Source organism: Rhizomicrobium electricum (assembly GCF_011762045.1).
GTDB lineage: Bacteria > Pseudomonadota > Alphaproteobacteria > Micropepsales > Micropepsaceae > Rhizomicrobium > Rhizomicrobium electricum.
The window spans coordinates 314547-328269 of the sequence record NZ_JAASQS010000006.1 but is presented as its reverse complement, the minus strand read 5'-3'; the positions used below and the strand labels follow the sequence as shown (position 1 = coordinate 328269).

The window sequence follows — 13723 nt, the reverse complement described above, 5'->3', positions numbered from 1 at the left end:
CCCGATAACCGGTGCCCACTTATCGGGGAAGCGCTCTACGGCATTTCGTTGCGATAGGGGTGTGCCGGATAGATGCCGAGCATGATGACCCGCGAGGAGAAGAACGACAGTTCCTCCAATGCGAGGCGGACATTATGCTGGTCGGGATGGCCTTCGATGTCGGCATAGAACTCGGTGGCGTTGAACGAACCGCCGAGCTGATAGCTTTCCAGCTTCGTCATATTGACGCCGTTGGTGGCGAAGCCGCCCAGCGCCTTGTAGAGCGCCGCCGGAATGTTGCGCACGCCGAACAGGAACGTCGTAATCACCGCGCGCCCGTCGTTGGGCGGATCGTCCGGCTCGCTGCCGACGATCAGAAAGCGCGTCATGTTGTTGGAGGTGTCTTCGATGTTCGGCTTCAGGATTTCGAGACCGTAGATCTCGCCCGCCAGGGTGGAGGCCACGGCGGCTGAGGTCGGATCCTTCAGTTCGGCGATATGGCGGGCCGCGCCGGCGGTGTCGGACCACTGCTTTTCGACGAGGCCGAGCTGCTTGGTGACGATGCGCACCTGCCCCAGCGCCGGCGCCTGGCTGTAGACGGTCTTGACGTCTTCCAGCTTGGTGCCGGGCAGGCCGAGCAGTTGATGGCGGACGCGATGGAAATGTTCGCCGAGAATGAACAGGCCCTTGTCGCCTTCGCGCGGCACGAAGCCTTTCACGGCGCGGCCGAAATGGCGGACCAGCTGATGCACGTCGGCGATGCGGCCGTAGACGGAATTCTCCACCGGCACCACGGCGAGATCGGTCTCGCCCGAGCGCACCGCTTCCAGCGCCGCTTCGAACGTCGGCTTGCCGACGAAGCTCGCTTGCGGCACCGCTTCCTTGGCCGCCAGATTGGCATAGGCACCGGGCTCGCCCTGGAAGGCAACCGTCTTGGCGCGCGAAATCAGCGTGTTCTCGGTCATTTCTGGCCGCGCGCGACGGCGGCCCGCGCCTTTTCGAGATCGGCGGGGGTATCGACGCTGAGCGGCACGTCGTCGACGCGGCCGACGCCGATCTTGATGCCGGCTTCGATGGCGCGCAGCTGCTCCAGCTTTTCGCGCTGCTCGAGCGGCGACGGCTGCAGACCGACGAAACGCTGCAACGCCTCGCGACGATAGACATAAAGGCCGACATGGGCGAACCACGGGCCTTTGCCGCTCGGAATGCGCGAGCGCGAGAAATAATGGGCGATGCCGCGCGTGCCGCCGACGTCCCAGGTCGCCACCACTTTGACGGTCGCCGGATTGTCGGCCTCGGCCGCATCCTCGATTTCGGCGGCGCAGGTGCCGATGTCGGCGCCGGTGGTCACCATCGCGTCGATCGCCGCCTTGATGCATTCCGGATCGAACGTCGGCAGATCGCCCTGCAAATTGACGACGAAGTCATGCTCGAAGGAACGGTCGACCGCATTCAGGGCCGCCCAAACCCGGTCCGAACCCGACGGCAGGTTAGCGGCGGTCATCACGGCACGGCCGCCCGCCGCCTCTACGGCTTGCTGGACTTCCTTCTCGGAGCAGGCCACCACGACCGGACCCACCCCCGCCTCGACCGCCTTCTGCCAAACCCGGACGATCATCGGAACCCCGCCGATGTCGGCGAGGGGCTTGCCGGGCAAGCGTGTGGAGGCCATCCGGGCCGGGATCAGCACGATCGGTTTCATTGGTCTCCCCTTCCAAATTGCGACAGTCTGCCGCACCATGGCACCGGGTTTGGCTTGTAATGTCGCACCCGGAGGTCCCATAGCGGGCCTCTTTTTCGTCCTCGTTCGCATCTGGCGCAAGGCCACATACGACGCACTGAACACGCGGAGCCAGACCTTATGGATTCCTGGGAGTGGAACAAGATCGCCGGCGCGGTTCTCGGCACATTGCTCTTTATTCTTGTTGTAAGGCAGGTTGCTCAGTCGATTTTCGATACGCCGCTGCCGCAAAAGCCCGGCTATGCGGTGGAAGTGCCCGAAGAGTCCCAGACGCAGACCGCCGCGGCGCAGCCCGCCGCCGAGCCGCTGCCCGATTTCGCCGCCGTGCTGCCGACTGCCGATGTCGCCCACGGCAAAGAGCTCGCCGGACGCTGTCAGCAGTGCCATGACGAATCCAAAGGCGGCCCCAACAAGATCGGCCCCAATCTGTGGGGCGTGGTCGATCGCGCGCGCGCGACCCATCCCGGTTTTTCGTATTCGAGCGCGATGAGCGCCAATCACGATCCCTGGACCTACGACAAGCTGTTCGCCTTCATCAAGGCGCCGCAGGTCGTGGTGCCGGGCACCAAAATGAGCTTCGCCGGCCTGCGCTCGAGCCAGGATCGCATCGATCTGCTCGCCTATCTGCGCACGCTGAACGACACGCCGGCACCGCTGCCGGAGAAGAAGTGAACCCCACGCGCGGGCGCGGAAAACGCTCCGCGTCTGCGCGTGCAAATCATTCCTCAATCTGGCAGGTTGGGGTCATGTCCAAGCCGACGCTGTTGATGATCGTCTCGCCCAAATGGAAAGGGCTGACGGAAGCAACCCTCGACAATGCCGAGGTGGTGCTGGAGGGGCGCGATGCCTATGCCCCCGGCGATATCGACTACGTGATGAGTTTCACGCCGCCGCCGGGAAAAATCGCGTCGCTGCCGAATGTGAAGGCCGCCTTCTGTCTCGGCGCCGGTGTCGACGGCTTCCTCTGCGATCCCGATTACCCCCGCCAGGTGCCGCTGGTGCGTTTCGTCGACCGCACGCTGTCGGCCGAAATGGCGCAGTACGTGCTGATGCATGTGCTCATCCAGCACCGCCGCCAGCGCTTTTTCGATGCCGCCCAGCGTGACGGGCGCTGGCGCCAGCAGACCCTGTTGCGGCGGACCGAAGACACCCGCATCGGCTTCCTCGGCTTCGGCGAAATCGGCTCGTTTGCCGCCAGACACCTGATCGATCTCGGCTTCGATGTCGCCGCCTTCAGCCGCAGCACCAAACAGATGCCGGGGCTCACCAGCTTTGCCGGCGACGACGCGCTGCCGGCCTTCCTCGCCCGCACCGACATTCTCATCTGTCTGATGGCGCTGACGCGCAAGACGGCGGGCATCCTCAACGCCAAAACGTTCGCCGCCCTGCCCCAAGGCGCCTTCGTCATCAATGTGGCGCGCGGCGGCCATCTGGTCGAAGCCGATCTGATCGCGGCGCTCGACTCCGGCCATCTGTCGGGCGCGGTGCTCGATGTCTTCCAGGAAGAACCGCTGCCGGCGGCGAGCCCGCTCTGGCATCACGCGAACGTGACGATCACACCCCACATTGCCGCGGTGTCTCAGACCGGGGTGGTTCTTAAGTACGTGCACGACGGCATCGCCGCCTTCGAACGGGGCGAACGGCCGGCCAATATCGTCGATGTGGATGCAGCCTATTAGGAGAGAAAAATGCCCGCCTACACCCTCGTGATCGGCAACAAGAATTATTCGAGCTGGTCGCTCCGGCCATGGCTGGCGCTGAAAATGGCCGGCGTGCCGTTTGAGGAAATCCAGGTGCTGCTCTATCGGCCCGACACGAACGCCCTGCTCGCCAGCCATTCCGCGACGGGCAAAGTGCCGGTGTTGAAGATCACCGAAGGGGGCAAGACTCTCACGGTGTGGGACAGCCTCGCCATCTGCGAGACCATCGCCGAACGCCATCCCGAGGCTCAGCTGTGGCCGTCCGATCCCGATGCCCGCGCGGTAGCGCGCTCTTATGCGGCCGAGATGCATTCGAGCTTTCCCGACGTGCGCAAGCACCTGTCGATGAATTTCGCCACCACGGTGCCGACACCGGCGCTCGACGAAGCCACCGACAAGCAGGTGGCCCGCATCATCAACGCTTGGGAATCCGCGCTCGCCGGTCGCGACGACGGCTTCCTGTTCGGCCGCTTCTCGATCGCCGATTGCATGTATGCACCGGTGGCCTCGCGCTTCCTCACCTACGGCATCGATCTGCCGGCTGCGTCGGCCGGTTACGTCGCGCGGCTGATGGAATTGCCCGCGCTCAAGGAATGGCGCGCCGCGGCCGAGGCGGAACTGGCGAAGGGCTGGACGCTGGCGGTGTAGGCTTCAGGATCCCCACTTCGCGATAATAGCGCGCGGCGCCGGGATGAAGCGGAACGCCGACAAGACTGGCGGCGTCGCCGATGCGGATGCGGCCGGTGTCCATCGCATTCTGGTCGAGCAGCGCCCGGTTGCCGGGATGATAGAGCGCCCGCACGAGGTCGTAGACGGCTTCGTTGGGCGCGCTGTCGCGCACGATCCAATAGGTGCGGCTGGATACCGTTTCGATCCGGCCCGTGCCCTGATAGGCGCCCGCCGGAACCGCATCGGCCGTGACGCCATCCACCGCCGCGAGCAGTTTGGTGCGGCCCTTGCCGTCGATCGGGACCAGCCGCGCTTGGCCGCGATTGACCATGTCGGCAATCAGCAAGGCCGGAGCGCCGCCGAGGAAAAAGAAGGCGTCGAGCTTGCCTTCGCGCATCAGCCCGCCGCTGGTTTCATAGGTTTCGCGGACGATCCTGGCGGGGCGCACGCGATAGACCTTGAGAATCTCGCCGGCGATGACATCGGACCCCGAATTGGGATTGCCGAGCGATATCCGTTTGCCTCTGAGATCGGCGACCGAACGGATCGGCGAACGGCGCGGCACCACCAGCTGCAGCTGTTCGGTGAAAAGATCGGCCATCACACGGATATGAGTCTGACGTCCCGCGTGTCGGAACTCGCCGCGCCCGGCGACGGCATCGGCGATCACATTGGCTTGCGCCAGTCCCGACGCGATCTGGCCCGCATTCACCGCCAGCACATTGGCGACGGCGCCGTCGCTCGATTTGGCCGAGACGATCACGCCGGGCGGACCGCACAACGGGCTCTTTTCGCAGCGCGCCATGCCGGGGGGATGACTGACGATCCGGGCGATCATCTCGCCGGCCGGAAAATAGGTTCCCGCCGCCGGTCCGGTGGCGATCTCGAACGAGCGGCGCGGCGGCAGCGACTGCGCCGTGGCCGCGACAGCCACGGCCAGAACGGCCGTCACGATCCATCCGGTTTTCATCGAGCCAACTCCGGCGGCATTTGAGCCTTGTAGCGCACAACACCTAACGCTTTTTAACACCCTGACACGGAGATTCGTCCGTATTGCGGCGTAATTTAAGCCTTTGTTGACCGCATTTCGCCCATTCTGACAGGGCAATTGGAAGGCTTTCGCCCCATGTCCCGCCTATGCCACAGCCTCGGCGCCGTCGCAGTTTCGGCCCTGTTGTGCACCAGCGCTCTCGCTTCCCCTCCGGAACAACCGACCGGCACGCTGGCCCAGGGCGTCGACAGCGGCATCCGCGAAGCCCAGATCAAGCGCACCCAGAAGGATTATGCCGGCGCGGTCAAAGTACTGAGCCAGCTCATGCTGGTCGCGCCCGACGATCCGCGCGTGGTGGGCGAATACGGCAAGGTTCTGATCCAGCAAGGCCGCGCCGGTGAGGCGCTCGATTTCCTGCGCCGTGCGGTGCAGCTGAAAAGCGACGACTGGACGCTCTACTCGGCGCTCGGCGTCGCCTACGATCAGAAAGCCGATTACGCCAGTGCCGAAGCCGCCTACAGCCGCGCCCTTCAGCTCAAGCCCGGCGAAGCCGCGGTGCTCAACAATTTCGCCATGAGCCGCCTGCAGGCCGGCGATCTCGACCGCGCCCGGCAATTGATCGCCCAGGCCGCCAACGGCTCGAAAGACGAGCGCGTCGTCAAGAACGCCACCATGATCGCCAACTTGAAGGCGGCGCCGGCAAAGACTGCGGTTCCGGCGAACGGCCTTGCTGCTTCGGCACCGCCGAAATCGCTGGCGCGCACCCTGACCGCCGCCGAAGGCAACACGATCGTGATGCAGGCCGTCCCCAAGGATCCGCAGGCCGGTCCGGTGGGCAAGCAGAAAGTCAAGAAGACCGCGGCGGCCAGGCCCGCCAAAACCAAAGACGCCATTCCGGCGCTGCGGCTATCGGGCGGCGGGCAATAATCGATTTACACGACGATACGGGGTCTGCATCGCGCGGGGGCGCGATCAATGGATCATGTGCAGCATGCGCATGACCGCCGGGCCCATGATCACCACGAACAGCACCGGCAGGAAGAACAGGATCATCGGCACGGTCAGCTTGGCCGGCAGCGCGGCGGCTTTCTTTTCGGCTTCCATCATCCGCATGTCGCGGTTTTCCTGGGCGCAGATGCGCAGCGCCTGGCCCAGCGGCGTGCCGTAACGCTCGGCCTGATTGAGCGCCGTCGCGACCGCCTTGACGCCGGCATGGCCGCAGCGCTTGGCGAGGTTCTCGAACGCCAGCTTGCGGTCGGGCAGATAGGAAAGCTCGGCGGTGGTGAGCGCGAATTCCTCGGCGAGTTCGGCCGAGGCGTGGCCGATTTCGCCCGCCACCTTCTGAAATCCCGCTTCGACGCTCATGCCGGATTCGACGCAGATCAGAAGAAGATCGAGCGCATCCGGAAACGCCGCCATGATCGACTGCTGGCGGCGCGAGATCACATTCGAGATGAACAGGTCCGGCAGATAGTAGCCGACGAGCGCGGCCGCCACCGCAGCGGCCAACTTCATCATCGGCGCCCAATGGAAGGTGCCGAGGACGAAGAAGTACAGAAGGCCGAAGGCGAACAGCACGAACGGCATCACGAAGCGGAAGAAGTTGAACACCATCAGCGGCGTGGGGCCGCGCAGTCCCGCCTGGGACAGCTTTTCCTGCGTGCCTTCCGAAGCCACCAGCTTGGCGAGATCAAAGCGGTCGGAGAACTGCTTGATCAGCTTGGTCGAGCCGATCGGCTCGGCACGCAGGCTCGCGCCGCGACGCTGACTGAGCATCTCCTTGTGCCGGGCGCGCAATTCCTCGCGCCGCGCCGCCACCGACTTGAGGCGCTTGGAGAGGGTGTCGCGTTCGAGCAGCGGCAATCCGAGCGTGACGAAGGTGGCAAACGCGAACACCGCAGCCGCCGCCGTCGCCAGGAACTTGGCGTCGAACAACAGGTCCATGATGTCGATACCGCCCACCCGTGCCGCCTCAGTGCTTGAAGTTGATCATCTTGCGCATGACGAGAATTCCGAGCCCCATCCAGAGGGCGCAGGCCAACAGCATCAGGTTGCCGGCCTTCTGCGTGAACAGGAGCGAGATGTAAGCCGGCGTCGTCAGGTACACGATGCCGCCCACCGCCGGCGGCAGCGACCCGATGATCATCGCCGACGCCTTGGCTTCCGACGACATCGCCTTGATCTTGCCCTGGAGGCGCTTGCGGTCGCGCAGCACGCCGGCGAGATTGCCGAGCGCTTCGCTGAGATTGCCGCCGGTCTTCTGCTGGATGGTCATGACGATGCCGAAGAAGTTCACTTCGGAGGTCGGCATCGAATCGTACATCTTGCGCAGGGCCTGCTCGAGCGTCAGCCCGACCTTCATGCCTTCGACGAGTTTCTTGAACTCGCCGCTCACCGGCTCGCGGAATTCGTTGGCCACGATGCGCAGGGCGTCCGCCGTGGGCAGGCCGGACTTGACGCTGCGCACGATGACGTCGATGGCGTTGGCGAAATCGGCGGTGAATTTCTTCTCGCGCCGCGCCTTGAGAAAACCCAGCACCCAGCGCGGCAGACCGAAACCGGCGGCGAAGCCGGCCAGCGCGGCGATCACCAGCGACTGTTCCTTGAGCAGCACCAGCAGCGCCGTGCCGAGTCCCAGCGCGCCCGAAGCGATCCAGAAGCTCTTCGGACTGGTCGCGAACAGGCCGGCACGGTCGAGCCGCTTGCGGATGGTGACGGTCGTCTTCTTTTCGGCCTGCTTCTTCTCGAATTCCTTGAGCGCGGCCTGCATGTTCTTCTTGCGCAGCGCATTGGCATCGGGCTTGCCCGGCCGCTCGCCGGGCTTGCCGAGCGCGGCCACGCGGGCCTTGGAGCGGTCGTCGCCGCCGGCAAAGACCATCACGGCCCCGCCGCCGAGCAGCACCACCAGCATCACCGCGAGCATCAGTTCCATGGCTATTCCTGCAACTGATCAAGCGCCTCGGACAGTTCGCGCTCCATCCCGTAATAGCGGGCCCGTTCCCAGAATTTCGGGCGCACGATGCCGGTGCCGGCGTGCTTGCCGCGGATGCGGCCGGATTCGTCCTCGCCGTCCATCTCGAACTTCAACAGGTCCTGGGTGATGACGACGTCGCCTTCGGTGCCGATCACTTCGGTGATCTGGGTGATGCGGCGCGAACCGTCGCGCAGGCGCTCGGCCTGGACGATCACGTCGATCGAGCCGACGATCATCTCGCGGATGGTCTTGGTGGGAAGCTGGAAGCCGCCCATGGTGATCATCGACTCGAGACGGCTCATCGCTTCGCGCGGGGAGTTGGCGTGCAGCGTGCCCATCGAACCGTCGTGGCCGGTGTTCATCGCCTGGAGCAGGTCGAACGCCTCCGGTCCGCGCACTTCGCCGACGATGATCCGCTCGGGCCGCATACGCAGACAGTTCCTGACCAGATCGCGCATGGTGATCTGGCCCTGGCCTTCGAGGTTGGGCGGCCGGGTTTCGAGACGCACCACGTGCGGCTGCTGCAGCTGCAGTTCGGCGGCGTCTTCGCAGGTGATGACGCGTTCGTCTTCGGCGATGAAGGCGGTGAGACAGTTGAGCAGCGTGGTCTTGCCCGAACCGGTACCGCCCGAGATCAGGACGTTGCAGCGGCAGCGCCCGATCACCTGCAGGATACGGCTGCCGGCTTCGTTGATCGAGCCGAAGCGCTGCAGGTCGGAAAGCTTCAGCTTGTCCTTCTTGAATTTGCGGATGGTCAGCGTCGGCCCGTCGAGCGCCAGCGGCGGGGCGATGACGTTGACGCGGGAGCCGTCGAGCAGGCGCGCGTCGCAGATCGGCGAGGATTCGTCGACCCGGCGGCCGACCTGGCTGACGATGCGCTGGCAAATGTTCATCAATTGCGCGTTGTCGCGGAAGCGCACATTGGTGAGCTGCACCTTGCCGCCGACTTCGATGAAGACGCGCCCCGCCCCGTTGACCATGATGTCGGAGATGTCGTCGCGGGCGAGCAAAGGTTCGAGCGGGCCGTAGCCGAGCACGTCGTTGCAGATGTCCTGCAACAGCTGCTCCTGCTCGGCGATCGACATCACAACGGCTTTGATCGAGATGATCTCGTTGACGATGTCGCGGATTTCCTCGCGCGCCGAATCCGGATCGAGCTGGGCGAGCTGGGCCAGATCGATGGTGTCGATCAGGGCCGAAAAGATCGTCGCCTTGATGGCGTAATAGTCGTCGGAACGGTTGTCCTGCACGAAGACCGGCGGTGCCGAGGCCTTGGGTGCGGCGGACGGGGTGGGCGCGATCGCAGGCGGCGGCGCATCGGACGCGCGCGGACGCTCGACCGGACGGGCCGGTTTGGCGTCATCGAGCGCGGCACGCCGTCCGAAACCCATCAGGCCCTCTTCTTCGCGCTAAACAGGGACAGGAACGATTTCTGCGGCACCGCCACCGGCTTGCGGCCGGTGATGAGACCGGCGAAGTCGCGGATGCGGTCGACCACTTCACCCTTCTGGCCGAGTTCGGCGAGCATCTGGCCGTTGTTGGCGGCCTGACCGAATGCCGATGCGTCGTACGGCACCACCACGGCCGGCTCGCCGCCGATGGTCTCGGCGAAATCCTTGACCGGAATCTCGGGACGCTTGGCAACGCCGACCTTGTTGAGCACGACGCGCGGCAGCGCATCGTTGGGCCGGTTGGCCTTCAACAGATCGATCATGTTCTTGACGTTGCGCAGCGAGGCGAGATCCGGCGAAGCCACCAGCACGATTTCGTCGGCGGCGATCAGCGTCGCCTTGACCCATGGCGTCCACACGTGCGGCAGATCGACCAGGACGCACGGCGAATACTGCCGCACCGCCTCGATCACCGCCTCGTAGGCGTCGTGACCGTGTTCGTAGTCGCGTTCGATCGTGGCCGGGGCCGCGAACAGCGACAGGTTCTCGCCGCGCTTCAGGAGAATGCGTTCGAGCAGCATGTCGTCGAGGCGTTCGGGCGTCGCCAGCGCATCGGCGACCGACTGGCCCGGCTCGTCGTTGAAATTCAGCGCCACGGTGCCGAATGGCAGGTCGAAATCGACGATGGTGGTCGAAATCCCGAGTTCCTCGGCGATCACCCAGCCGACATTGTGGCACAGCGTGGAAGAGCCGACGCCGCCGCGCGCACCCATGAACGTCACCACCCGGCCGATCGGACGCCGGTCGGGATCGGCATAAAGCGAGGCGATGACTTCGATGAGATGAAGCGGATCGAGCGGCGCCACCAGATATTCCGACGCGCCGCGGCGCATCAGTTCGCGATACAGCTCGACATCGTTGACGCGGCCGATCACCACCACTTTGGTGGCGGCATCGCAGACCTCGGCGAGACGGTCGAGTTCGAACAGCGCTTCGCGGCCGCCGAGACGGGTTTCCACGATCAGAAGGTTGGGCGTCACCTGGCCCTGGAAATACTCGACCGCGGCCGCAATCCCACCGAGCTGCACATTCAAATGGGTCTTCGCCAGACGGCGGTCGGCGCCCGCCCGCTGCAACGCCGCCCCGGTGTCGGGGAACTCGCAGAAGGCATGGATGGAGATGCGCGGTACCGGCCTTTCATGCGGGCCGGCCCCGAACGGTTCGAGCGTCTGCGACGGTTGTTTGTTCATGGCCGGCGCCTATTCCTTGTTCACTTCCGACACGGCGCCCGACTGCTCCTTGCTCTTGTCGGCGGCGGTCACCTTGCCCTTTTCGTAATTGTCGATCACCTGAGACCGGCGCGCCGCATCGGACGGATCGGTCGGACGCATCTCGATCAGATCGCGCGGATCGGCAACTTGCGCGGCGATGTTGTGCTGCACGGCGCAGCCGAAATTCTTGGTGGTGCGATTGCGGAAGGATTCGCCGGCATCTTCCGACCAGTCGCCGCACGGCGCGGTCCGCGCCATATAGGCAATGAAGCCGATCTCGACGCGGGAATCGGCGCCGTCGCGGGTGCCGACCAGGATGCGCGAACGCGGCACGCCCATCGCGAACAGGCGGGCGCCGAAATAGCTGAGCACGGCGGCGGAATCGGAGCCTTGCGGCGCCGACACCGAAATCGACCCCGAACCGCGCGACAGATAGTCGGCGATGAAGGCTTCGAACCGCGCCGCATCGTCGGGCAACAGACCCGCTTCCGGCGCCGAGAACGACAGCTTGATCGAGGTGTACTGCGGCTCGACCGCGATCGGGTAATGGGCCGCGCCGTCCGCCTTGGCGAAGTCGTCGTACGGCGAAGCGCAGCTTCCCGCCAGCAGCACCGCACCGATCGCGGCGATACGCAAAATATCCGTAGTCGTCGTCATGGCCGCCGTCCTATTCGATGATGTAACCGCCCGGAGCTTGCGCGGTCTTGGTCTTATCGCCGTCGTGGCGATAGGTGGCGTTGAGGCGTCCGAACAACATTGTGTCGAGATCGGTGGGCACCACGAACCCGTCGGTGGGCGCGACCAGCTTGGCTTCGGTCGTCGGCTTCACCAGATAGGCGGTGACCACCACCACCAGCTCCGTTTCCTCGTTGGCGAAATCGCGGCTGCGGAACAAGGCCCCCAGGATCGGCAGATCCTTGGCGCCCGGAAATCCGTCCAGCACCTGTTTGGCGGTGCGCTGCATCAGGCCGGCGATGGCAAAGCTGCCGCCCGACGGCACTTCCACCGTGGTCTGGGCGCGCCGCACCGAGAGGGCCGGAATGGTTGTCGAGTTCGACGCCGTCGATCCCTGCAGTGTGTAGGCGCCGGTGTTGGTGAGCTCGCTCACTTCGGTCGAGAGCTGCAGCGAAATGCGCCCCGGCCCCAGCACCACCGGCGTGAACGACAGTCCGACGCCGAACGGCTTGAACTCGAGCGTGACGTTGCCGTCGCGGTCGCGTGCCGTCGGCACCGGGAATTCGCCGCCGGCGAGGAATTTCGCGGTCTCGCCCGACACCGCGGTGAGATTGGGCTCGGCGAGAATATGAACGAGGCCGACCCGCTCCAGCGCCTGCAAGGTGCCTTGGGCGTCGTTCTGGAGTTGGCAGAGGCCGTTGCGCAGAACCAGCGCACCGACCGGATTGACGGCGGTGGAAGCAGGGCTGCAGACCTGACCGATCGCGGCGCCCGACAGATCGCCGAGCGCATGACCGACGAGGCTGAACTGGTTCTCGGTCGATACCGCGAACGGATAACCGGCAATCGTGCCGCCCGCCGCCATGTTGATGCCGAACTGCTTGGCGACGGTGCGCTGCATTTCGGCGATCCGCACCTTCAGCATCACCTGATCGGACGAGCGGATGGTGAGAACGTTGACGACCTTCTTGGCGTCGCCGGTGAACGAGGCGGCGATATCGGCGGCGCGCTGCGATTCCTGGGCGGAGGCGACGTGGCCGGTCAGAACGACGGTGTCGTTGATCGCCTGCGCCTTGATGTCGGTATCGGGGAAGCTGAGCTTGATCAGCTTGGCGAGATCGGTGGTGTCCTTCTCGACCCGCACGTCGATCGACGCGATCTGCTTGCCGTTGGTATCGAAGAAGAAGGCGTTGGTCTGGCCGCCCTTCTGGCCCATCAGGAAAATGCGCCGCGGCGTACGCACCACGGCATCGACGATATCGGGATTGGAGACGAGCACGTCGCGCGCATCGGTGTCGATCTCGACCACGGCCGCCTTGCCGAGACCGAGGGTGATGCGCTGATGCACCGGCAGCGGCGCGTTGCGGGTCGATACCGTAACCAGCCGCGCGGAGGCCTCGTCGCCGGCCGAGGGAGCCGCCAATGCCGTCGAGGCCGCAAGCAACGCTGCGGCCGCCCCGACAAGCGGAAGAAGCATCTTCTTCATCACTGCGGACCTCCACCACCACCCGATTTTCGCATCGTTCCGTACCGGATGACGGTCACAATGCCGCCGCTGGATTGATCGTCCGGGGCGGGTGCACTGTTTCCGGCATCGGCCGTTGCCGTCTGTTCGTCGCCGAGACTGCGCAGCGTCAGCGACAGCATGCCCATCGCCTGCGCCGTCGCCACCGTGTGCGCCTGTTCCGGCGTCAGTTCGAGCGTCACGGTCTTGACGTCCGACGTCGGCTTCTGATCCGGCTTGTCGAGCGTCTGATCGACCGCGAGAACGCGCACGTCGGCGAGAACCGTACGGGTGCTGCCGCGCTTGGGATTGTCGCCCGTCACCATCGTCAGCATGATGTCGACGCGGTTGTTGGGCAGAATGAATCCGCCGGCAACCGAAGCCACCGACACCGAGATCGCAACCGCGCGCATGCCCGGTGCGATCGTCGCCGCCATGAAACCGGGGCTCTGACTCTTGATGATCTTGGCGAACGTCACCGGTTCGCCCGGCACCATCGGCGCCCGCACCACCATGCCGGCCACCAGCGTCGCCGGTGTCGTGCCCGGAGTCTTGCGGATGAAACTCGCATCGACCGCTTTCACCGGCCACGCTTCCCAGCGCACCGAGTCCGCGGTCATCGGACGGCCCGGATCGAGCCGCGTCGCCGCAACGAGTATCTGTGTGATCTCTGCCGCCGGCGTTGCGACTTTGGCTTCGGCCTGCTTGGTGCCGCCGCCGACAAACCCGCGCACCATGAGGGCGACAACGCCCGCAGCACCTGCCGCCAGCAAGAGAACAACCAGTCTCCGCGTGTTCATGATGAGGCTCCCTTTGGCGCTATAGGAG

14 protein-coding genes are annotated in these 13723 nt (G+C 65.1%); 4 read left to right on the top strand and 10 right to left on the bottom strand.

Annotated elements, in window-relative coordinates:
- Window positions 1-35 precede the first annotated feature (35 nt).
- Both FHS84_RS14005 and FHS84_RS14000 read right to left on the bottom strand, forming a co-directional pair.
- Window positions 36-944, bottom strand: a complete 909-nt coding sequence (locus tag FHS84_RS14005) for a prephenate dehydratase (protein ID WP_208393874.1) — start codon at window positions 942-944, stop codon at window positions 36-38.
- A complete protein-coding gene (locus FHS84_RS14000) occupies window positions 941-1681 on the bottom strand; it encodes a 3-deoxy-manno-octulosonate cytidylyltransferase (protein WP_166935324.1) in 741 nt (246 codons plus the stop codon). Before FHS84_RS14000 ends, FHS84_RS14005 begins: the two co-directional genes overlap by 4 nt.
- 159 nt (window positions 1682-1840) lie before the next feature.
- Between FHS84_RS14000 and FHS84_RS13995 the strand changes: the two genes are divergently transcribed.
- From FHS84_RS13995 to FHS84_RS13985, 3 genes are all read left to right on the top strand, one after another.
- Window positions 1841-2392, top strand: coding sequence for a c-type cytochrome (locus tag FHS84_RS13995; RefSeq protein ID WP_166935321.1), 552 nt, complete (start codon window positions 1841-1843; stop codon window positions 2390-2392).
- A gap of 74 nt (window positions 2393-2466) precedes the next feature.
- Entirely contained in the window at window positions 2467-3399 is a 933-nt protein-coding gene (locus tag FHS84_RS13990; protein ID WP_166935319.1) for a 2-hydroxyacid dehydrogenase, read from the top strand.
- A 9-nt stretch (window positions 3400-3408) separates the two neighbouring features.
- Window positions 3409-4068, top strand: coding sequence for a glutathione S-transferase family protein (locus FHS84_RS13985; protein ID WP_166935317.1), 660 nt, complete (start codon window positions 3409-3411; stop codon window positions 4066-4068).
- Here FHS84_RS13985 and FHS84_RS13980 read toward each other — a convergent pair.
- Entirely contained in the window at window positions 4007-5059 is a 1053-nt protein-coding gene (locus tag FHS84_RS13980) for a TAXI family TRAP transporter solute-binding subunit (protein WP_166935315.1), read from the bottom strand. The two genes, FHS84_RS13985 and FHS84_RS13980, sit on opposite strands and share 62 nt — an antisense overlap.
- A gap of 156 nt (window positions 5060-5215) precedes the next feature.
- On the opposite strand from FHS84_RS13980, the gene FHS84_RS13975 reads away from it, so the two are divergent.
- A complete protein-coding gene (locus FHS84_RS13975; protein WP_166935313.1) occupies window positions 5216-6007 on the top strand; it encodes a tetratricopeptide repeat protein in 792 nt (263 codons plus the stop codon).
- A 45-nt stretch (window positions 6008-6052) separates the two neighbouring features.
- Here FHS84_RS13975 and FHS84_RS22255 read toward each other — a convergent pair whose 3' ends face one another.
- Genes FHS84_RS22255 through cpaB form a run of 7 tightly spaced genes read right to left on the bottom strand, consistent with a single transcriptional unit; the run spans window position 6053 to window position 13695 of the window.
- Entirely contained in the window at window positions 6053-7042 is a 990-nt protein-coding gene (locus FHS84_RS22255) for a type II secretion system F family protein (RefSeq protein ID WP_208393873.1), read from the bottom strand.
- 10 nt (window positions 7043-7052) lie between these two features.
- Window positions 7053-8012 carry a type II secretion system F family protein gene (locus tag FHS84_RS13965; RefSeq protein WP_166935311.1) on the bottom strand — a complete coding sequence of 320 codons (960 nt, stop codon included), beginning with the start codon at window positions 8010-8012 and terminating at the stop codon, window positions 7053-7055.
- A gap of 2 nt (window positions 8013-8014) precedes the next feature.
- Entirely contained in the window at window positions 8015-9445 is a 1431-nt protein-coding gene (locus FHS84_RS13960; protein ID WP_166935309.1) for a TadA family conjugal transfer-associated ATPase, read from the bottom strand.
- Window positions 9445-10695: a CpaE/TadZ family protein gene (locus FHS84_RS13955; protein ID WP_166935307.1), complete on the bottom strand. Its 1251-nt coding sequence runs from the start codon at window positions 10693-10695 to the stop codon at window positions 9445-9447. Before FHS84_RS13955 ends, FHS84_RS13960 begins: the two co-directional genes overlap by 1 nt.
- A 9-nt stretch (window positions 10696-10704) precedes the next feature.
- Window positions 10705-11373: a CpaD family pilus assembly protein gene (locus FHS84_RS13950; RefSeq protein WP_166935305.1), complete on the bottom strand. Its 669-nt coding sequence runs from the start codon at window positions 11371-11373 to the stop codon at window positions 10705-10707.
- A gap of 10 nt (window positions 11374-11383) precedes the next feature.
- Entirely contained in the window at window positions 11384-12877 is a 1494-nt protein-coding gene (locus tag FHS84_RS13945; RefSeq protein WP_166935303.1) for a type II and III secretion system protein family protein, read from the bottom strand.
- Window positions 12877-13695: a Flp pilus assembly protein CpaB gene (gene cpaB / locus FHS84_RS13940; protein WP_166935301.1), complete on the bottom strand. Its 819-nt coding sequence runs from the start codon at window positions 13693-13695 to the stop codon at window positions 12877-12879. The genes FHS84_RS13945 and cpaB overlap by 1 nt, the downstream gene beginning before the upstream one ends.
- Window positions 13696-13723: the final 28 nt, after the last annotated feature.